18 protein-coding genes are annotated in these 17,475 nt (G+C 73.1%); 11 read left to right on the forward strand and 7 right to left on the reverse strand.

What is annotated here, in order from left to right; all coding sequences use genetic code 11:
- From BKE41_RS19605 to BKE41_RS19620, 4 genes are all read left to right on the forward strand, one after another.
- Nucleotides 1-309, forward strand: coding sequence for an RNA-binding S4 domain-containing protein (locus BKE41_RS19605; RefSeq protein WP_012320641.1), 309 nt, complete (start codon nt 1-3; stop codon nt 307-309).
- A 217-nt stretch (nt 310-526) separates the two neighbouring features.
- Nucleotides 527-865 (forward strand): ferredoxin FdxA, encoded by a 339-nt coding sequence (fdxA, locus tag BKE41_RS19610; RefSeq protein ID WP_012320642.1) that lies wholly within the window; start codon nt 527-529, stop codon nt 863-865.
- Between the two features lie 499 nt (nt 866-1,364).
- Nucleotides 1,365-1,970, forward strand: a complete 606-nt coding sequence (locus tag BKE41_RS19615; protein WP_012320643.1) for a CarD family transcriptional regulator — start codon at nt 1,365-1,367, stop codon at nt 1,968-1,970.
- A 311-nt stretch (nt 1,971-2,281) separates the two neighbouring features.
- The gene (locus BKE41_RS19620) at nt 2,282-3,157 is read left to right on the forward strand and encodes an RNA polymerase factor sigma-32 (RefSeq protein WP_012320644.1); all 876 of its coding nucleotides are present in this window, start codon (nt 2,282-2,284) and stop codon (nt 3,155-3,157) included.
- 115 nt (nt 3,158-3,272) lie between these two features.
- On the opposite strand, the gene BKE41_RS19625 is transcribed toward BKE41_RS19620, so the two are convergent.
- The 3 genes from BKE41_RS19625 to secB all read right to left on the reverse strand — a co-directional run bounded on the left by BKE41_RS19625 (nt 3,273) and on the right by secB (nt 5,510).
- The gene (locus BKE41_RS19625) at nt 3,273-4,505 is read right to left on the reverse strand and encodes an MFS transporter (protein ID WP_012320645.1); all 1,233 of its coding nucleotides are present in this window, start codon (nt 4,503-4,505) and stop codon (nt 3,273-3,275) included.
- Nucleotides 4,478-4,870, reverse strand: a complete 393-nt coding sequence (locus tag BKE41_RS30410) for a tautomerase family protein (protein ID WP_083374387.1) — start codon at nt 4,868-4,870, stop codon at nt 4,478-4,480. Before BKE41_RS30410 ends, BKE41_RS19625 begins: the two co-directional genes overlap by 28 nt.
- A 139-nt stretch (nt 4,871-5,009) precedes the next feature.
- The gene (gene secB, locus BKE41_RS19635; protein ID WP_012320646.1) at nt 5,010-5,510 is read right to left on the reverse strand and encodes a protein-export chaperone SecB; all 501 of its coding nucleotides are present in this window, start codon (nt 5,508-5,510) and stop codon (nt 5,010-5,012) included.
- A 351-nt stretch (nt 5,511-5,861) separates the two neighbouring features.
- Here secB and BKE41_RS19640 point away from each other — a divergent pair, with 351 nt between their 5' ends.
- From BKE41_RS19640 to mltG, 5 genes are all read left to right on the forward strand, one after another.
- Nucleotides 5,862-6,575 (forward strand): Tim44/TimA family putative adaptor protein, encoded by a 714-nt coding sequence (locus BKE41_RS19640; protein WP_012320647.1) that lies wholly within the window; start codon nt 5,862-5,864, stop codon nt 6,573-6,575.
- A 32-nt stretch (nt 6,576-6,607) separates the two neighbouring features.
- Nucleotides 6,608-7,804, forward strand: a complete 1,197-nt coding sequence (locus tag BKE41_RS19645) for an MltA domain-containing protein (RefSeq protein ID WP_071000006.1) — start codon at nt 6,608-6,610, stop codon at nt 7,802-7,804.
- On the forward strand, nt 7,801-8,436 hold the full coding sequence (locus tag BKE41_RS19650; protein ID WP_029361227.1) for a Smr/MutS family protein: 636 nt from the start codon (nt 7,801-7,803) through the stop codon (nt 8,434-8,436). Before BKE41_RS19645 ends, BKE41_RS19650 begins: the two co-directional genes overlap by 4 nt.
- A 124-nt stretch (nt 8,437-8,560) precedes the next feature.
- Nucleotides 8,561-9,451 (forward strand): bifunctional DNA-formamidopyrimidine glycosylase/DNA-(apurinic or apyrimidinic site) lyase, encoded by an 891-nt coding sequence (gene mutM / locus BKE41_RS19655; RefSeq protein WP_012320650.1) that lies wholly within the window; start codon nt 8,561-8,563, stop codon nt 9,449-9,451.
- A 150-nt stretch (nt 9,452-9,601) separates the two neighbouring features.
- Nucleotides 9,602-11,017 carry an endolytic transglycosylase MltG gene (mltG, locus tag BKE41_RS19660; RefSeq protein WP_012320651.1) on the forward strand — a complete coding sequence of 472 codons (1,416 nt, stop codon included), beginning with the start codon at nt 9,602-9,604 and terminating at the stop codon, nt 11,015-11,017.
- A 35-nt stretch (nt 11,018-11,052) separates the two neighbouring features.
- Here mltG and BKE41_RS19665 read toward each other — a convergent pair whose 3' ends face one another.
- Entirely contained in the window at nt 11,053-11,844 is a 792-nt protein-coding gene (locus tag BKE41_RS19665) for a PAS domain-containing protein (RefSeq protein ID WP_245295814.1), read from the reverse strand.
- Nucleotides 11,845-12,038: 194 nt separating this feature from the next.
- Here BKE41_RS19665 and BKE41_RS19670 point away from each other — a divergent pair, with 194 nt between their 5' ends.
- Nucleotides 12,039-12,896 carry a YicC/YloC family endoribonuclease gene (locus BKE41_RS19670; RefSeq protein ID WP_041372727.1) on the forward strand — a complete coding sequence of 286 codons (858 nt, stop codon included), beginning with the start codon at nt 12,039-12,041 and terminating at the stop codon, nt 12,894-12,896.
- A gap of 64 nt (nt 12,897-12,960) precedes the next feature.
- Nucleotides 12,961-13,623 (forward strand): guanylate kinase, encoded by a 663-nt coding sequence (gmk, locus tag BKE41_RS19675; RefSeq protein WP_012320654.1) that lies wholly within the window; start codon nt 12,961-12,963, stop codon nt 13,621-13,623.
- Between the two features lie 7 nt (nt 13,624-13,630).
- Here the strand turns inward: gmk and BKE41_RS19680 are convergent, their stop codons facing one another.
- The 3 genes from BKE41_RS19680 to BKE41_RS19690 all read right to left on the reverse strand — a co-directional run bounded on the left by BKE41_RS19680 (nt 13,631) and on the right by BKE41_RS19690 (nt 17,474).
- Nucleotides 13,631-14,077 carry a DMT family transporter gene (locus BKE41_RS19680; protein WP_012320655.1) on the reverse strand — a complete coding sequence of 149 codons (447 nt, stop codon included), beginning with the start codon at nt 14,075-14,077 and terminating at the stop codon, nt 13,631-13,633.
- 191 nt (nt 14,078-14,268) lie between these two features.
- Nucleotides 14,269-14,862 carry a biliverdin-producing heme oxygenase gene (locus BKE41_RS19685; protein WP_012320656.1) on the reverse strand — a complete coding sequence of 198 codons (594 nt, stop codon included), beginning with the start codon at nt 14,860-14,862 and terminating at the stop codon, nt 14,269-14,271.
- Entirely contained in the window at nt 14,859-17,474 is a 2,616-nt protein-coding gene (locus tag BKE41_RS19690; protein ID WP_012320657.1) for a histidine kinase dimerization/phosphoacceptor domain -containing protein, read from the reverse strand. Before BKE41_RS19690 ends, BKE41_RS19685 begins: the two co-directional genes overlap by 4 nt.
- Nucleotide 17,475: the final 1 nt, after the last annotated feature.

A 17,475-nucleotide genomic window follows, 5' to 3' on the forward strand; every position in this document is an offset into this window, starting at 1 on the left:
ATGCGCGAGGACCGGCAGCGCCTCGACAAGTGGCTGTGGTTCGCGCGGTTCGCGCGGACCCGGTCGCTCGCGGCGCGGCTGGCTTCCGACGGCTTCGTGCGGGTGAACGGCAGCCGGGCCGAGAACCCCGCGAAGGCCATCGGCGTCGGCGACGTGGTGACGGTGGCCGCGCCGCACGCGACGCTGGCGGTGCGGGTGCTCGGTCTCGGCCTGCGCCGCGGCCCGGCGCCGGAGGCGCGGCTGCTCTACGACGACCTGTCGGGCGGTGCCCTGTCGGTCGAGGCCGGCCCGGAGGGGCCATCCGAGTGATGAGGCCGGGCCACAGCGGCCGCGCGAGCGACCCGGCACGAACCCATGCGGCGCCCGCACGCTTGTCAGTCCGGGAGGCAGCGTCTAGAGCCGTGGGCCTCCGAGGCCCGGCTCCGTGCCGTGTCTCACCGGCGTTCCCCTCGCAGCACCCTCCGGGCGCGCGGGCCGTCTCCAGGCTCCGCCCGGGCCAAGTCGAGTTTTAGGACGAAGACATCCGATGACCTACGTCGTCACCGACAATTGCATCAAGTGCAAGTACACGGACTGCGTCGAGGTCTGTCCGGTGGACTGCTTCTACGAAGGCGAGAACATGCTCGTCATCCACCCGGACGAGTGCATCGACTGCGGCGTCTGCGAGCCGGAATGCCCGGCCGAGGCGATCAAGCCCGACACGGAGTCGAACCTCGACACGTGGCTGAAGCTGAACGCCGACTACGCCAAGAGCTGGCCGAACATCACGCAGAAGAAGGAAGCCCCGGCCGACGCCAAGGAGTGGGACGGCAAGACCGGGAAGCTCGAGGCGCATTTCTCGCCTAACCCCGGCTCGGGCGACTGAAGCCCGGCCTCGGAGGTTCTGGCGTCGGCCCGCGGCTCGCTCTCCAGATCGCAGGAAGATCTGCCGAGCCCGTCTCGCCGCTGAACCGCGCGGCGGGGCTGCGTCATACGAAGCCCTGATACGCGGCCAGGTCATTCCTGTCCCGCCGCACCAGTGTAAAACTCTTTGGCGCCGCGCTCGGTCCGCGCGTGCGTCTTCAGGGATGCTTTGATCTGCGCGCCGGATTGTGGTAGACAATCTGCCTGCCGTCGCTCGCGCCTGACGTGCTCCCTCCGGCCGAAACGCCTTCGAATTTCGTGGGTTAGGAGTAGTACGCGCCCGACCGCTGAAGGAGACTTCGGCGGACGGGCCAGGCGTTCGCACGGCCGCGCCGGGGAACGTCCGGATTCGTGCGCTCGGCGCCGGGTCCGGGAGCGGCGAGGCAGACCGGGTGTCCCGCCCGGAAGAACACGGTTTCGCGCGGCGCCGAACGCTGCGCGCCAGTGGAGGCCCTTCTCGCATGACCACAGCCAAGAAGACGACGACCGCAGGCCGGCAGGGCTTCAAGACCGGCGAGGCTGTCGTGTATCCGGCCCACGGCGTCGGTCGCATCACCGCGATCGAGGAGCAGGAGATCGCCGGCTACAAGCTTGAGCTGTTCGTCGTATCGTTCGAGAAGGACAAGATGGTCCTGCGCGTCCCCACCGCGAAGGCCAACAGCGTCGGCATGCGCAAGCTCGCCGAGCCGGAACTGGTGAAGAAGGCCCTCGACCTGCTGACCGGCCGCGCCCGGATCAAGCGCACCATGTGGTCGCGCCGCGCGCAGGAATACGAGGCCAAGATCAACTCGGGCGACCTGCTCGCCGTCACCGAGGTCGTGCGCGACCTGTTCCGGTCCGAGGCCCAGCCGGAGCAGTCCTACTCCGAGCGTCAGCTCTACGAGGCCGCGCTGGACCGGATCGTGCGCGAGATCTCGTCGGTGAACCGCATCACCGAGACCGAGGCCCTGAAGCTGATCGAGCAGAGCCTCGCCAAGTCGCCCCGCCGCGCCAAGAGCGAGGCGGAGCCCGAGGCCGAGGCCGACGGGGACAGCGAGGGCGACGACATCCAGGAGGAGGCCGCCTGAGGCGCCTTTCTCCGCGAACGGTATCGAACCCGGCCCAGGTGGCCGGGTTTTTTGTGCCTGGCGGGCCGGACCGAAGCGCTGAACGCGGTCGTTTCGGGACTTGCGGCCTGGACGGCGCGGGGCCGGATCCCATCTGATCGGGACAGAACACGATTTCGTGGCCGCCCGACTGTCGCATTGTGGGGCATCGGGACGGAACTTTCGCGTTTTGCCTTCCGTTGTCGGTTGCCTGGCGTCGCCCCCCGGTGGCGCCTGCGCGTCGGGCTATTGGCTCGACGCCGCAACAGCACTCGACAACAAGAGGCAGGCGGATGGCTGAGATCGCGGGAATTCGACGGCAGTTCATACGGACTGCCATGGAGGCACCCTTCCTGGCCCGGGAAGAAGAGCGCGGCCTCGCCGTCCGCTGGAAGGACGAGCGCGACGAGCGGGCCCTCCACCGTCTGATCTCGGCCCATATGCGCCTCGTCATCGCCCTGGCGGGGCGTTTTCGTCACTACGGCCTGCCCATGGCCGATCTCGTCCAGGAAGGGCATGTCGGCCTGATGGAGGCCGCGGCCCGGTTCGAGCCCGAGCGGGACGTCCGCTTCTCGACCTACGCGACGTGGTGGATCCGCGCCTCGATCCAGGACTACATCCTGCGCAACTGGTCGATCGTGCGCGGCGGCACGTCCTCCGCGCAGAAAGCCCTGTTCTTCAACCTGCGCCGGCTGCGCGCCCGGCTGATGCAGTCCACCGAGGAGCATGTCGGCGACGAGATCCACCGCCGCATCGCCAGCGCCATCGGTGTCTCCCGCGACGACGTCGCCCTGATGGACGCGCGCCTGTCCGGGCCCGACATGTCGCTCAACGCGCCCGTGGGCGAGGACAGCGACGCCTCCTCCGAGCGGATGGACTTCCTCGTCGACGGCGCCGACCTGCCGGACGAGACCGTGAGCGCCACGGTCGACGGCGAGCGTCGGTTGAGCTGGCTCCAGCAGGCCCTGACGGTCCTGTCGGAGCGCGAGCTGCGCATCCTGCGCGAGCGACGCCTCGCCGAGGATCAGGCGACCCTGGAGGCCCTCGGCCAGCGGCTCGGCATCTCCAAGGAGCGCGTCCGCCAGATCGAGAACCGGGCCCTGGAGAAGCTGCGCCGCGCCCTGGCCGACCGCTTCCCCGCCGCCACGGGCAGCCCGCATATCGGCTGACCCTCGGCCGCGTCGCTGCCCCGAAGCCCGGCCCTGGGGCCGGGCTCCCGCATGTCAGACATCAGTCGTTCGGCGCCCCGCCGTCCGGACGCGAGGCCGCGACGGCGCGGCCGATTCAGGCTCCCTGAACGGCGGCGCCGCGCCGCTCCCGCCGGCGGCGGCGTCGGCCGGGTTCGGGCGTCGCGTCGAGCCAGATCACCAGCGCGAGGGCGACGAGCGCCGGCACGCCGAGGGCCAGGAAGGCGCCGGTCCAGCCGAACAGCCCGTAGGACAGGCCGCCGTACCAGCCCGACAGCGCCCCGCCGACGCCCTGCACGGCGTTGACGCTCCCGAGGGCCGTCTGCGTCCGGCCGGATCCCCAGGTCAGGTCGGCGACCACCACCGGCACCGCCACCCCGACGATGCCCGAGGCGACGCCGTCCAGCACCTCGGCGGCGATCAGCCAGACCGGATCGTCGATCAGGCCGGACAGGAGCGCCCGCACCGGCAGGACCGCGAAGGCGACCATGAGCAGCTGGCGGCGGCCGCGTCTGTCGGCGAGCGATCCGGCGAACAGCGCCACCGGGACCATCACCAGCTGGGCCACCATGACGTAGCGGGCCGTCCAGGTCGTCGCGTCGGAGGCGGTCGCGACCAGCTTCTGGCCGAGCAGCGAGAGCATGCCGCCGTTCCCGAGATTGAACAGGGTCAGCGCCACGGTCAGCACCAGCAGGCGGCGGTTCCCCAGGACTTGGCGGATGCCGCTGCGCTCCGGCTCGTCGGCATCGTCCTCCTTCCAGCCGACGGCGCGGCGGCGGTTCCAGGCTCCGGCCGGCGTCGTCACCGTCGCGACGATCGCCGCCAGCGCCATGCCGCCGAGCACCCAGAAGGCGATCGCGGGCCCGAAATAGCCGGTGCCGAGGCTGATGCCGCCCGCCGCGATCAGGATGCCGATGTGATTGAAGGCCTGGTTGCGCCCCTGCTGCGCGGGGAACCGGTCCTTCCCGACGATGCCCAGGGTCAGCGCCGCGACGGCCGGCAGCAGCAGCGTGCCGCCGGCCGCGGCGAGGAGCTGCGCGCCCAGCACCGCCGGGAAGCTGCGGGCCGGCAGGAGCAGCAGCGTCCCCACCAGGATCGCCCCGCAGGCCAGCGCGATCAGCAGGCGCGGGCGCGGGAACCGGTCAACCAGGGCGCCGAACGGACCGCTCAGGAACAGCGTGCCGAATCCGACCAGCGTGATGACGAACCCGACCCGGGCCGGGCTCCACGAGGCCGACTGCGCCAGCCAGGTCCCGAGGAAGGGTCCGAGGCCGCCCTGGATGTCTCCGATGAACAGGTTGATCAGGGCGAGGTTTGCGGTGGGGGCCATGCGATCCTGGAGCCGTTTCGGGCCCCGGACCTGTACTCCGCCCCCGGAACGGTCAAGCCCGGATCGTGGCCGCCATCGCCGCACCGCGCCCGCGGCGGCTTCGCCGCGCCGGCCTCACGGCTCCGGGGCCCGTCCTGCATCGGCCCGTTCCCGAGCGATCGGGCCTCCGCGCTGACCTCGACGGAGTTGATGAAGACGTCCGCCGGTGCCACGCCGGGGTCGCGGGAGAGATTGCGGCTCACCGCGGCGCAGGGGGCGCGCTTCTGCGCCGTGCCCTGCGCGGCGTTGGCGCGGATCTGGACGATGACGGGGCGGTCGCGGCGCCGGATCCCGAGATCGTCGGGTCCGTGGCTGGGATCCGACACGCGTGGTCGATCTCGGCAGCGTCACCCGGACGCCGAGGCGCTCGCCGCCCGGCCGGGCGGCGAGCGGCGGCCCTGCGCGCGCTGACGGGCGCCTATCGCGGTCCCGGCGGCCGCTGAGCGGCCGCCGGCGCGTCCTGACTCAGGAAGCGAGCGGGCCCTGGGCGCCCTGCTGCTCCATCACCTTCTGCCGGTAGAGGCCGACGAAATCGATCGGATCGATGTACAGCGGCGGGAAGCCGCCGTTGCGCACCGCCTCGGCCACGATCTGGCGGGCGAAGGGGAAGAGCAGGCGCGGGCACTCGATCATCACCGCCGGATGGATCTGGTCGGCCGGGATGTTGAGGAGCCGGAACACGCCGGCATAGGTCACCTCGAAGGCGAACAGCACCTCGTTCTGGATCTTGGCGTCGCCCTCGAGCTTCAGCTCGACCTCGAAATCGGTCTCGGAGAGCTGCTGCGCGTTGACGTTCACCTGGATGTTGATCTGCGGCCCCTGGCCCTCCTTGGGCTGGAGCGAGCGCGGCGCGTTCGGGTTCTCGAAGGAGAGATCCTTCGTGTACTGCGCCAGGGCATTGATGGTCGGCACATCGCCCTGCGGCATGCCGCCGCCGTTGCCGTTCGCTGCCGGGGAATCGGCCATGCGGATCATCCTTCTCGATCGACCGGCAGGGCCGGCGCGGGTTGTTGTCGCGGCGGGAGCGGCTGGATCACGCCGCGGAACTGCCCAAACGGCAGGGCCGCTAACACGCGGGCCGAGCCTGGACAAGCGAGCGAGCGGGCGCGGCGCTGGCGCCCGCGGCCCCCGCGACCCATATCGGCCGGTATCGCAATTGACGCGTGGGTTCGATCGTCCGGCCGACACAACCGGCTCGCTCCCGACGCGTTGGTCGGATATGAGTCGGCCAGACCTCTGCGCGCTTAGCCGGCGCCGCACCGCGCGTGACCTGAGCAAGGGGCACAGGGTCTCGCCGCGGCCACCATCGGATCGGTGATGCAGGACAGTTTCGACGTTACGACGATCATCTTCCTCGCGCTGGCCGTCTTCGTGATCTGGCGTCTGCGCTCCGTGCTCGGCCAGAAGACGGGGGCGGAGCGCTCCCCGTTCAAGCCGGTCGACCGCAGCCGCACCGAGCCGCAGGCGCGCTCCGACGGCGACAACGTCGTGCGCCTGCCCGGTGCCGACCGGGTCCAGGCGGCGCCGCCGCCCGCCGCCGCGCCGCGGGACTGGCGGGGCATCGCCGAGCCGGGATCCGAGGTCGCCCGCGGCCTGGAGGCCTGCATCCAGGCCGAGCCCAGCTTCGATCCCCGCGCCTTCATCGAGGGCGCGAAATCCGCCTACGAAGCCATCATGATCGCGTTCGCCAAGGGTGACCGGAAGACCCTGCGCGGCCTGCTGTCGAAGGAGGTCGGCGAGGCGTTCGAGCGGGCGATCGCGGAGCGCGAGCGCAACCGGCAGACGCTGGAGACCACCTTCGTGTCGATCGACAAGGCCGAGATCGTAGCCGTCGAGGTGCGCAACCGCGTGGCGCACGTCACCGTGCGCTTCCTGTCGAACCTGATCACCGCCACCCGCAACGCCGACGGCAAGGTGGTGGACGGCAGCGCCGAGACGGTGGTCGAGGTGCCGGATGTCTGGACCTTCGCCCGCACGCTCGGCTCGCGGGATCCGAACTGGCAGCTCGTGGCCACCGAGGCCGGCGCCTGAGCCCGTGACCGGCGTGCCGTGACGATCTCGCCGTGCCGATCCCCCGCGCCCGGTCCGGAGCAGTCCCGGCCGCCCTCCTCGCGTCCCTCCTGAGCCAGGCCGTGTCCGCCGCGCCGGCGGCGGTCGGCGACGCGGCGCTGATCCCCGTCGCCGCGGCCGACCTGCCGGGCTTCCCCGGCGCGCGGGCGGACGCGGCGCTCGCCGCCTTCCGCCGGGTCTGCGCGGCTCCGCCGCCCGCCCTGCCCCAGCCCGACGGCGTCGCGGGGGATCCGGCGGCCCTCGCCGAGGCCTGCGCGGCCGCCGCCGACCCCGTGCCGGACGCGGCCGCCTTCTTCCGGGACCGGTTCGCGGCGTTCCGCGTCGCGCGGCCCGGCGCGGACCGACCCGGCTTCCTGACCGGCTATTTCGAGCCGGAACTCACGGGCTCCCTCGAGCCGGGCCCGGACTTCCCGACGCCGGTGCTCGCCCGCCCCGACGACCTGATCTCCCTCGGCCCCGGCGAGACCCGCCCGGGGCTCGATCCCGGCCTGCGCGCCGCCCGGGCCACGGCGGACGGGTTCGCCCCCTACCCCGACCGCGCCGCGATCGAGGACGGTGCCCTCGGCGCGCGCGCGAAGCCGATCCTGTGGCTGCGCGACCCGGTCGACCTGCTGGTCCTGCAGGTCCAGGGTTCCGGGCGCGTCCGGCTGCCGGACGGGCGCGCGGTCCGGGTGCTCTACGACGGCCGCAACGGCCGCCCGTACACGGCGGTGGCCAAGCTGATCGTCCAGGAGGGCCACCTGCCCCTGGAAGGACTGACGCTCGCCCGCTGGACCGGCTGGCTGCGCGCCCATCCCGAGACCGCCAAGCGCCTGATCCGCGCCAACGCCTCCTACATCTTCTTCCGCCTCGCCCCGGTCGCCGACCCGGCCCTCGGGCCGCCGGGCGCCGCGAACGCCCCGCTCAGTCCGGGCCGCAGCCTGGCGGTGGATTCGACCCTCTGGCGCTACGGCCTGCCGTTCTGGCTCGCGGGTCCGCTCCCCGCGGAGGCGGAAGCCGGCGCGCCGGACACGGCCGGGCGCCTCGTCGTCGCCGCCGATACCGGCTCGGCGATCGTCGGCCCCGCCCGCGGCGACCTCTTCGTCGGCACCGGTCCGGAGGCCGGGGCGGTCGCCGGAAACCTCCGCGACGCCGTGGGTTTCGTGGTCCTGCTGCCGCGTCGCGGCGGTGCATCCGGAGCCGCGCCGTGAGGGCCCCGCGCCGCGGGCGCCGCCTCACCGCGGGCGAGGCCCGGCTCTGGGACGCGATCGCCAAGCTGGTGACCCCGTTGCCGGGCCGCGCAGCCCCGATGCCCGAAGCGCCTCCGCCAGGGCCGGGCCCGACCGCCACCATGCCGGCCCTCTCGGCTCCGATCCTGAAGCCCAGCGCGCCGCCGGCCGCCAAGACGCCGCGGCCGAAGCATCCGCCGAAGCCGGCGCCCGAGCCGCCGCGCCCGGCCACCGCGCTGCCGTACCAAGCCCCCCCGCAGCGGCACGCGCCGACCGCGGGGCTGGAGCGGACCGCCAAGCTCGGCCTGCGCCGGGGACGGCTCGCGATCGAGGCGCGGATCGACCTGCACGGGATGGTGCAGGCCGAGGCCCACGCCGCGCTGACGGGATTCCTGCTCCGCGCCCGGGCCGCCGGGCATTCCTACGTGCTGGTCGTCACCGGCAAGGGCGGGCCGGGCTACGCGGACGCCTTCTCCGAACGGGGCGTGCTCCGCCGCAGCGTGCCGCACTGGCTGCGGGGGCCGGATCTGCGCGGCATCGTCCTCGGCTTCGAGGAGGCTGCCCGCCACCACGGCGGCGGCGGCGCGCTCTACGTTCGCCTGCGCCGCCGGTAGGGCGGGCCTCGTCAGGGGCCGCGCGGCAAACCGCGCCGGTTCCGCGCGGTTGCGGCCCGGGCCGATCCCGCCGATATCCGGGGCCGGCGCACCGGGCGCCGCGCACGCGAAAGCCGCGAGAGAGATGCCGGAGCTTCCCGAGGTCGAGACCGTGCGGCGGGGATTGGCGCCCGCCCTGGTCGGCGCGCGCTTCAGCCGCGTCACCCTGCGCCGGGCCAACCTGCGCTTCCCCTTCCCCGAGCGCTTCGCCGCCCGCCTCGAGGGCCGGACCGTCACGGGCCTCGCGCGCCGGGCGAAGTACCTCACCGCCGCGCTCGATTCCGGCGAGACGCTGGTCATGCATCTCGGCATGAGCGGCCGCTTCGACGTGGCCCTGCCCGACGGCAGCAACCTGTCGCCGGGGGATTTCTACCTCGAGGGCGCCCAGGGCACGCCCAAGCACGACCACGTGGTGATGGCGATGAGCACCGGCGCCACGGTGACCTACAACGACGCCCGCCGCTTCGGCTTCATGGATCTGGTCCCGAGCGCGGAGCTCGCGGCCTGCCGCCACTTCGCCCGGATGGGCGTGGAACCCCTCGACGGACTGACCGGGGCGGTGATCGCGCGGCTCTTCCGGCACAAGATCGCGCCGCTGAAGGCCGCCCTGCTCGACCAGCGCCTGATCGCGGGCCTCGGCAACATCTACGTGTGCGAGGCGCTGCACCGGGCGCGCCTGCATCCGGAGGCCCCGGCCGGGAGCCTCGCCCGGCCGGACGGGCGCCCGACGCCCGAGGCCAACGCCCTGGCCAAGGCGATCGTGCAGGTCCTCGAGGAGGCCGTGAAGGCCGGCGGCTCGACCCTGCGCGACTACGCCCACACGGACGGCAGCGCGGGCGCCTTCCAGCACGCCTTCCGGGTCTACGACCGGGTCGGCCTGCCCTGCAGCCGGCCGGGATGCGCCGGCGCGATCACCCGCATCGTGCAGGCCAACCGCTCGACCTTCTTCTGCGCCACCTGCCAGCCCCCGGGCTGAGCGCGCCGGCCGGCGCCTATCGCGCCGCGGAACGGCAATTTCGCCACAAACCCGACTAGGGTTAGAGCCCTCGACGTGCGCACCCGGTTGCGGGCAGCCGATCCCGGCCCGCGACGCGTGACGGGTCGCGCGGGCCCAGACAGGATCCCGATGTTCTTCCGCCGCTCAAAGACGCCCGCGCCCGAGACCACCGCGCAGGATCCGACGGACGAGCCCGCCCTGCCGCAGCGGCTGTCGCCGCGCTCGCCCGGCGAGGCGATCAAGCCGACGGTCGCGCCCCCGCCGCCGGAGAAGCCCGAGCGCGAGCGGAGCGGGCTCGTGGGCCTGATCAGCGGCGCCCTCACCTTCGCGGTCGTCATCGCCATCGCGGCGATGATCGGGATCACGCTGTTCCAGCGGCAGGTGCGCGAGCCGGGACCGCTCGCGGCCGACAAGGTCGTGGTCATCCCGACCCACAGCGGAACGGCCGAGATCGCCGAGACCCTCAAGCGCGAGGGCGTGATCGACCATACCGGCCTGTTCGAGTTCGCCGCCCGCTTCGGCGGCCGGCCGGCGCTGCGGGCCGGCGAGTACGTCTTCAAGGCGCACGCGAGCATCTCCGACGCGCTCGACACGATCGCCACGGGCCGGCAGGTCCAGCACGCCATCACCTTCCCGGAGGGCCTGACCTCCGAGCAGATCGTCAACCGCCTCAACGACAACGACGTGCTCGCCGGCGAGATCAACGAGATTCCCCCGGAGGGCTCGCTCCTGCCGGACACCTACAAGTTCGAGCGCGGCGCCACCCGGCAGCAGATCGTCAACCTGATGAAGGCCAAGCAGCGCGAGGTCCTGAACCAGATCTGGCTGCGGCGCAGCGCCGACGTGCCGGTGCGGACCCCGGCCGAGATGGTCACCCTCGCGTCGATCGTCGAGAAGGAGACCGGCCGCGCCGACGAGCGGCCCCGGGTGGCCGGCGTCTTCATCAACCGCCTCAACAAGCGGATGAAGCTGCAATCCGACCCCACGATCGTCTACGGGCTCGTGGGCGGGCGCGGCACCCTCGGCCGCGGCATCCTGCGCTCCGAGATCGACCGGCCGACCCCCTACAACACCTACGTGATCGAGGGCCTGCCGCCGGGCCCGATCGCCAATCCCGGCCGCGCCGCCCTGGAGGCGGTGGCCAACCCGTCCCGGACCAAGGATCTGTACTTCGTGGCGGACGGCACCGGCGGCCACGCCTTCGCCGATTCCCTCGAGGCGCACCAGCGCAACGTCGCCCGCTGGCGGGCGGTGGAGAAGAGCCGGCAGGCGCCGCCGGACGCCGTCGACAAGGTCGAGCCGGGCCCCGATCCGGCGACGCCCGGCCGCGCCTCGGCCTACGCGCCGGGCGGCGCCCCCGCGGGCAACGGGATCAACACCAACGCGGCCTTCGCCCTGGATACCGGCACGCCGGGCACGCGCGCCTTCGACGCCTCCGAGGGCACGCGCCTCGACCCGCTCAAGAACCGCACCTACGACCTGGGCTCGCCCAAGACGGTCCCGACCCTGAGCGAGCCGGCACCGGCGCCCCGGGGCCGCCGCTAGGCAGCGGCGCCGGCCGCGACGCCGTCGCGCCGGCCTCAGTGCGCCTTCGGATTCCGAGGACGCCGCGCCACGTCCGGAGGGCTGCCCGACAGGGAGGCCGCGATCTGGCGTCCCAGCTCATACAGCAGGGCCTCGAGCAGCGGCTGAACCCGAGCCGCCTCGTCGGGCCCGAGATCGCCGACCATTTCCCACAGGCGCATCGCGTAATCCGCCATCCGCTCGACCGCGGTACCCTGCTCGGCCGGGGCGCCGAGAAAGCCGGCCGGCGGCTCGAGCGGGCCGTCGATCCGGCTGTCGGTGATGTCGATCACGATGCCGCGGCCGTAGACGTGCCCGTCCGGGCGCCGCTCGAACCGGCCGCGCGCCAGGACCCAGCGCACGAGCCCCGGGGCGGGCACGATGCGGTGCTCCCAGGCGAAGAGGCCGCCTTCCTCGCGCACGCGGCGGCGCTCGCTCTGATCCCGGGCGAGATCCTCGGGGTGGAAGATCGCGGAGAGCTGCTCCCAGGAGATCCCCTCCGCCGCCTCGGCCTCGCTCAGGCCGAAGATCCGCGCCATCGTCGCATCGCCGCGCACCCAGCCCTCGTGCGGCGCATCCTCCCAGATGCCGACGCCCAGCGCGGACATCCCGAACGGCTTGAGCGCGGCCCACCCCAATACTGATCGCGGCATGCGCCATCCGAGGTCATGTGCAAACGTGCGAGATTTCGAGCACACCTTCACTGCCAAATGCAACGTCGGCCGCGCGACACGACAGCGGAAACGTGGCGAGCCCGACCGGGCGATGACGACGGGCGCGCGGCCGCGGTCACGGTCGCGGACAGCCATCCCCGGCCGGGCAAGGATCCCGGCGCGTCCCGGCCGCACCGCCCTACAGGGCCGAGCCTGCGGTCGCCTTGCACGGGTCGCGCGGTGCCGGTCGCGGCGCGACGGCGGCGACCGGCCTCTTCCCCTCGGAGAGATCCGTGCTACAGGCCCCGATCTTCGAGGAGACGGGGGTCGGCGTGGCCCAGATCGCGAGCATGACCGGTTTCGCCCGGACGGCGGGCAGTGCCGGACCGGTGCACTGGGCCTGGGAGGTCCGCAGCGTCAACGGGCGCGGCCTCGACGTGCGCACCCGCGTGCCGGCCGGCTACGACGGGCTCGGCGAGACCGCCCGCACCGCCCTGCAGAAGACCCTGACCCGCGGACAGTGCCAGCTGACGCTGACCCTCACCAAGCCGGAGACGACCGCGCGGGTGCGGATCAACGAGACGCTCCTGGCGAGCCTCGCCCAGGCGGTGGCCCGGGTGCCGGTCCCCGAGGGCGTGGCCCCCGCCACGATGGACGGGCTGCTCGGCGTGCGCGGCGTGATCGAGGTCGAGGACGAGGCGGCCGACACCGACACTCTCGCCCGGGATCTGGCCGCGGGCGTGGTCCAGCTGGTCGCGGATCTCGTCGAGGCCCGCCGCGCCGAGGGGCGCCAGCTCGAGCAGGTCGTCACCGGCCAGGTCGAGCGGATCGCCGCGCTGACCCAGGCGGCCGAGGAGAATCCGGCCCGCCAGCCCGAGGCCGTGCGGGCGCGCCTGGAGGCGGCCGTCGCGGCCCTCGGCGGCAGCGGCCTCGACCCGGACCGCCTGCACCAGGAGGCGATGCTGCTCGCCGGCAAGGCGGATGTCCGCGAGGAGCTGGACCGGCTCCGCGCCCACGTGGCGAGCGCCCGGGACCTGCTGGCGGCCGGCGGGGCGATCGGCCGGCGGCTGGACTTCCTGGCCCAGGAATTCGGCCGCGAGGCCAACACCCTGTGCGCCAAGGCCAACGATATAAGCCTGTCGCGGATCGGACTCGACCTGAAGGCCGTGGTCGAGCAGTTCCGCGAGCAGGTGCAGAACATCGAGTGATGCCGGGCACGATGCCGGATCGGGACGTGAGGATGCGGATGCGAAACGTCGGGGAGCCACGCGCATGACCGAGGCGGCCGGGAACGTCTCCGACTCGATCGCGCGGCGCGGGTTGATCCTGATCCTCTCCTCGCCCTCCGGGGCGGGGAAGACCACCCTGACGCGGGCGATCGCGCAGGATCCGAGCTGGGCGCTCGACCTGTCGATCTCGGTGACCACGCGGGGGCGGCGGCCCTCGGAGATCGACGGGCGGCACTACCACTTCATCGATCGCGAGGCGTTCGACGACCTGCGCAACCGCGACGACCTGCTCGAATGGGCCGAGGTCCACGGCAACTTCTACGGCACGCCCCGGCGGCCAGTGGAGAAGGTGCTCGGCTCCGGCCGGGACATGATCTTCGACATCGACTACCAGGGCACGCGGCAGGTTCGCTCCAAGCTCGCCCAGGACGTGGTGACGGTCTTCATCCTGCCGCCCAGCATGGCCGAGCTGCGCCAGCGCCTGGAGCGCCGGGCGGAGGATTCCGCCGAGACGATCGAGAAGCGTCTCGCCAACGCCCGGACGGAGATCCAGCGCTGGGTCGAGTACGACTACGTCATCGTCAACGACGACCTGCAGAACGCCTTCCGGGCCCTCCAGGGGATCCTGGCGGCCGAGCGTCTCCGGCGGGCGCGCCGCACCGGACTCGCCCCCTTCGTCGAGGGCCTGCTGGCCGAGACGCCGTGATCCGGCCCTAGCGACGGATCAGCACGACGCCGCCGATCAGGAGCGCGATCCCGAGGAGGCGCGGCAGGTCGACGGGCCGCTGCGCGAGGCCGAGCAGGCCGGCGTGGTCGAACAGCACCGAGGCGAGCATCTGGCCCGTGACCAGGAGGGCGAAGAAGGTCGCGGCGCCGAGCTTCGGGACGAGCAGGATCGCGAGGCCGATGAACACCGCGCCGAACAGGCCGCCGCTCCAGGTCCACCACGGGATCCGCTCCGCCGCGCCGGCGGTCGGCACCGGGTCGCGCAGGGCGGCGGCGAGGAGCGCCATGCAGGCGAGACCGACCGCGTAGCTGGAGACGCCCGCCCAGGACGCCGAGTCGAGGCCCGCGCGCAGATTCGCGTTCAGGATCTGCTGCAGGACGAGGCCGGCGCCCGCCAGCACGGCGAGCAGGGCGGAGAGCGCGAAGGCGAGCATTGCGGGACGGACCTCTCAGTCGGGACGGCGGGCGGCATTGACGCCCGTCCCGGCCGGTGCCGTCAAACGCCGCGCCGGCCCGCGTCCATGCGTTCCGGCATGCCGAGTCCCGCCCGTCGCGACTTCCGCGGCGTCGCGGCTGATGGTCCATCCGGGGGAGAGCGCGACGCCCTCGGCGGCGCCCGAACGGCTCAGGCAGCGGCCGGCAGGTCCGGGACCGGGCAGAGCCACGCGCGCATCGCCGCGAAGGTCGACACGGCCGCGCCGGTGAGCGCGGCCTCCGCGGCCGGGTCGTCGCCGAACGCGTCCAGGCGCGCGCGGAAGGCGGCCCACATCGCCCCCGCGGCGGGCCCGTGCGCCCGGTAATAGGCGAGCCCCGCGCCGGAGAATCCGTGCAGGCCGGCGATGTGCCGGCCGATCAGCTGCCCGCCGAGGGTCGATCCCTCCAGCACGTAGAGCGCGCCCGTGGCGGCGGCCGGCCCGTGGAGAGCCGGAGCGGCCGGCCGCGGGAGCGCCGCGACCGCGTCCGGACGGAGGCCGAGATGGTCGAGATCGGCCGCGAGGAGCGCGAGACGGCGCCGCGGCGCCAGGAACGGCTCGTCGGCGAGTCCCGATCCGATGGCCGCCTCCCAGACCGCGTGGAAGCCGTAGAGGCGCCCCAGCAGGTCCCGGTAGCCGTCGAGCGTCGCCACCCGCGCCTGCCAGTCGAGGGACACCTCCAGCGCCCGGTGGGCCGGATCGGTCGCGGCGCGCAGCCGCGCGTGCAGGCCGTCGCGGGACCTCACGCGGTGATCGTGAAGCAGGCGCCGGGATTGTTGGCGACGGTGAGCTTGGCGTTGATCTGGTCGAGCATCGCCCGGATCAGTTTCATGCCGAGGCCCGAGCCCTTGCTCCGCGCCTTGGCGTCGGCCCAGTCGTCGGGCAGGCCGGCCCCGTCGTCGCAGACGCGCAGCTGGACCTCGCCGGGGCCGGAGGCCGAGACGCTGACCTCGACACGGCCGCCGCCGGCCGGGTTCGCCGCGTACTTGAAGGCGTTGGTGACGAGTTCCGTGGCGATCAGCGAGAGCGCCACCGCCTTGCGGTAGGGCACCATCAGGCCGGGCTCCGCCGACATGTCGACCGCGTGCCCGTCGCCGGCCAGCCCCGCGAGGTCGTTGCACAGGCTCTCGATGGTCTGGCCGAGATCGACCTCGTCGAACCGATCCGCCTGGTACAGGCTGTCGTGCACCCGCGCGACGCTCATCACCCGCGCGGAGGTGTCGGCGAAGGCCTGCCGGGCCTCGCCGTCGGCGATCTGGCGCCGCTGCATCTGCAGGAAGGCCGAGACGATCTGCAGGGAGTTCTTGACCCGGTGGTCGATCTCCCGCGTGAGGAGATCCTTCTGCTCGAGCAGGCGCTCCTTCTCGGCGAGCAGGCCGGTGAGTTCGTCGATCTTGCGCCGCTGGCGCAACACGACGCCCTCGACCGCCTCGGCCAGGGAGCCGGCGAGCTGGACCTGCCATTCCGCGAAGGGCGCGGCGAAGCCGGTGCGCTCCTCGACCCAGCGCTCGAACGAGCGGCGGGGCAGCACCGCCACGGGACCGCTTCCGGCGAGGACGGGCTTGCGCGGGTCGCCGCCCCACGTGACCGTGCTGGGCACCTCGGGCCGGAACCACACCAGCAGGTTCTCGCGCGAATCGTCCACGAAGGCCGAGAGCAGGCCGCTGGCGATCTCGCGATGCGGCCCGGTCTCCGGATAGTCGGCGCTGAAGCTGTCGCTGCTGTAGACGACCTCGCCCTCCGGCACGCGCGCCCGCAGCCAGCCCGCGATCGCCGCCACCATCTCGGCCGGCGGCGTCCGTCCGATCAGCGTGACCCGCTCGCCGGAGACGATGCCGGCGCCGGTGGCGCTGAACAGGTCGAGCAGCGTCGTCGTCCCGGCGGTCAGGGCGGCGACGAAGTCGTCGGATCGGGTCAGGCCGCGCACGAGGCGTCCCTCGACGTCGAGATGCGCCTGCCGCTCGGCCCAGAGCCGGCGCGACTCGATTTCCTCCACCCGCATGGCGAAGGCGTCGGTGAGCACCGTGGCGGCCGCGCGCGTCTCCGGCGTGACGTAGTGCGGGCGGCGATGGTGACCGATCATCAGGCCCCAGAGCCGTCCCTCGACCATGATCGAGATCGACATCGAGCCGTTCACGCCGAGGTTGCGCTGGTACTCCAGGTGGATCGGCGAGAGCGTGCGGTGCTGGGCGAAGGTCAGGTCGATCGGGCCGTTTCCGGCCCCGGGCGCCGCGACCAGCCCGACCGGGACGCTGTCGCGGTCGATGACGAAGCGGCTCTTGGCCTTGGTGTAGAGGGCCCGGGCCTGGGCGGGAATGTCGGAGGCGGGAAAGCGCAGGCCCAGCAGGCTGCGCGACCAGCCGGGCACCTTGTCCTCCGCCACGGCCTCGCCGTTCCAGTCCACGTCGAAGCGGTAGACCAGCACCGCCTCGAACCCGGTGAGGGCGCGGATCTCGAGGGCCGCGATCCGGGCGGCCTCCGCCAGGGTTCCGGCCTCGCGCAGGCGCCCCACGGCGAGTTCGGTGTCGACTTGGCTCGCCGTGGCGAAATCGTCGGCCGAATCCGGCTCCAGCTCGAGCTCGACGATGACGCGGCCGGCATGGGCGTGGGCGACGGCGTGGTAGGCGGCGCCGCGGTCCGGGATGGTCAGGGTCCGGCGCATGGAGGCGCCGTCGTCGAGGGTCCCGCTCGCGAGCCGGGCGCGGATCGCCGCGACGAACTCTGCCGGCAGCACGTCCGCCAGGGGCCGGCCCGCCAGCGGCGGCTCGATCGGATCGATGATCTCGCCGACATTGGCCGAGTAGGCCGCGACCAGGAGAGTTCCGGCATCGGCCGCGAGCATCACGGCGTTGGGCTGGATCGAGCCCGGAATGTGGATCGGCTCGCGCTCGCAGATGCTGGCATCCACGGGCTCGGCGCGCACCCGCTGGCCGATCGCCGCCAGGACCGCCTCGCGCGACAGGTCGGCCCCGAGGCTCTCGACGGGATCGATGGTCAGCCACGTCACGGGGCGCAGGCCGCCGATCTGGCCGTGACGCATGTGGATCCGGGCCCGGAGCGGCTGCGGCAGCCGGCCGAAGACGTAGTCGAAGGTCTCGTCGAGGGCACCGCGGCGCGCGCCCGCCAGGAACCGGCCGCGGAAGCTCGGCACGTTCGTGCCGGGCATCACGTCGCGGAAATAGTCGCGCCCGAGGACGGCCTCGCGCGACAGCCCGGAGATCGCGCTCGCGCCCTCGCTGAAGGCCACGACGGTGCCGGCCGGGTCGAGGCCGATCACCCCCTGGTCCAGGCGGTCGAGCGCCTCCGGCGCGATGGCGTCGAGATCGACGTCCGTATCGGGGATCTGACTGGGCGGCATC

Source organism: Methylobacterium sp. C1 (genome assembly GCF_001854385.1).
GTDB lineage: Bacteria > Pseudomonadota > Alphaproteobacteria > Rhizobiales > Beijerinckiaceae > Methylobacterium > Methylobacterium radiotolerans.

Bases quoted from the DNA above. Each gene is read 5' to 3' on its own strand.
- BKE41_RS19665 (WP_245295814.1), bottom strand. From the start codon at position 11,844: ATGGCTGTCCGCGACCGTGACCGCGGCCGCGCGCCCGTCGTCATCGCC.
- secB (WP_012320646.1), bottom strand. From the start codon at position 5,510: ATGGCCGATTCCCCGGCAGCGAACGGCAACGGCGGCGGCATGCCGCAG.
- BKE41_RS19690 (WP_012320657.1), bottom strand. From the start codon at position 17,474: ATGCCGCCCAGTCAGATCCCCGATACGGACGTCGATCTCGACGCCATC.
- mltG (WP_012320651.1), top strand. From the start codon at position 9,602: ATGTTCTTCCGCCGCTCAAAGACGCCCGCGCCCGAGACCACCGCGCAG.
- mutM (WP_012320650.1), top strand. From the start codon at position 8,561: ATGCCGGAGCTTCCCGAGGTCGAGACCGTGCGGCGGGGATTGGCGCCC.
- BKE41_RS19620 (WP_012320644.1), top strand. From the start codon at position 2,282: ATGGCTGAGATCGCGGGAATTCGACGGCAGTTCATACGGACTGCCATG.
- BKE41_RS19605 (WP_012320641.1), top strand. From the start codon at position 1: ATGCGCGAGGACCGGCAGCGCCTCGACAAGTGGCTGTGGTTCGCGCGG.
- BKE41_RS19680 (WP_012320655.1), bottom strand. From the start codon at position 14,077: ATGCTCGCCTTCGCGCTCTCCGCCCTGCTCGCCGTGCTGGCGGGCGCC.
- BKE41_RS19640 (WP_012320647.1), top strand. From the start codon at position 5,862: ATGCAGGACAGTTTCGACGTTACGACGATCATCTTCCTCGCGCTGGCC.
- fdxA (WP_012320642.1), top strand. From the start codon at position 527: ATGACCTACGTCGTCACCGACAATTGCATCAAGTGCAAGTACACGGAC.
- BKE41_RS19615 (WP_012320643.1), top strand. From the start codon at position 1,365: ATGACCACAGCCAAGAAGACGACGACCGCAGGCCGGCAGGGCTTCAAG.
- gmk (WP_012320654.1), top strand. From the start codon at position 12,961: ATGACCGAGGCGGCCGGGAACGTCTCCGACTCGATCGCGCGGCGCGGG.
- BKE41_RS19625 (WP_012320645.1), bottom strand. From the start codon at position 4,505: ATGGCCCCCACCGCAAACCTCGCCCTGATCAACCTGTTCATCGGAGAC.
- BKE41_RS19670 (WP_041372727.1), top strand. From the start codon at position 12,039: ATGACCGGTTTCGCCCGGACGGCGGGCAGTGCCGGACCGGTGCACTGG.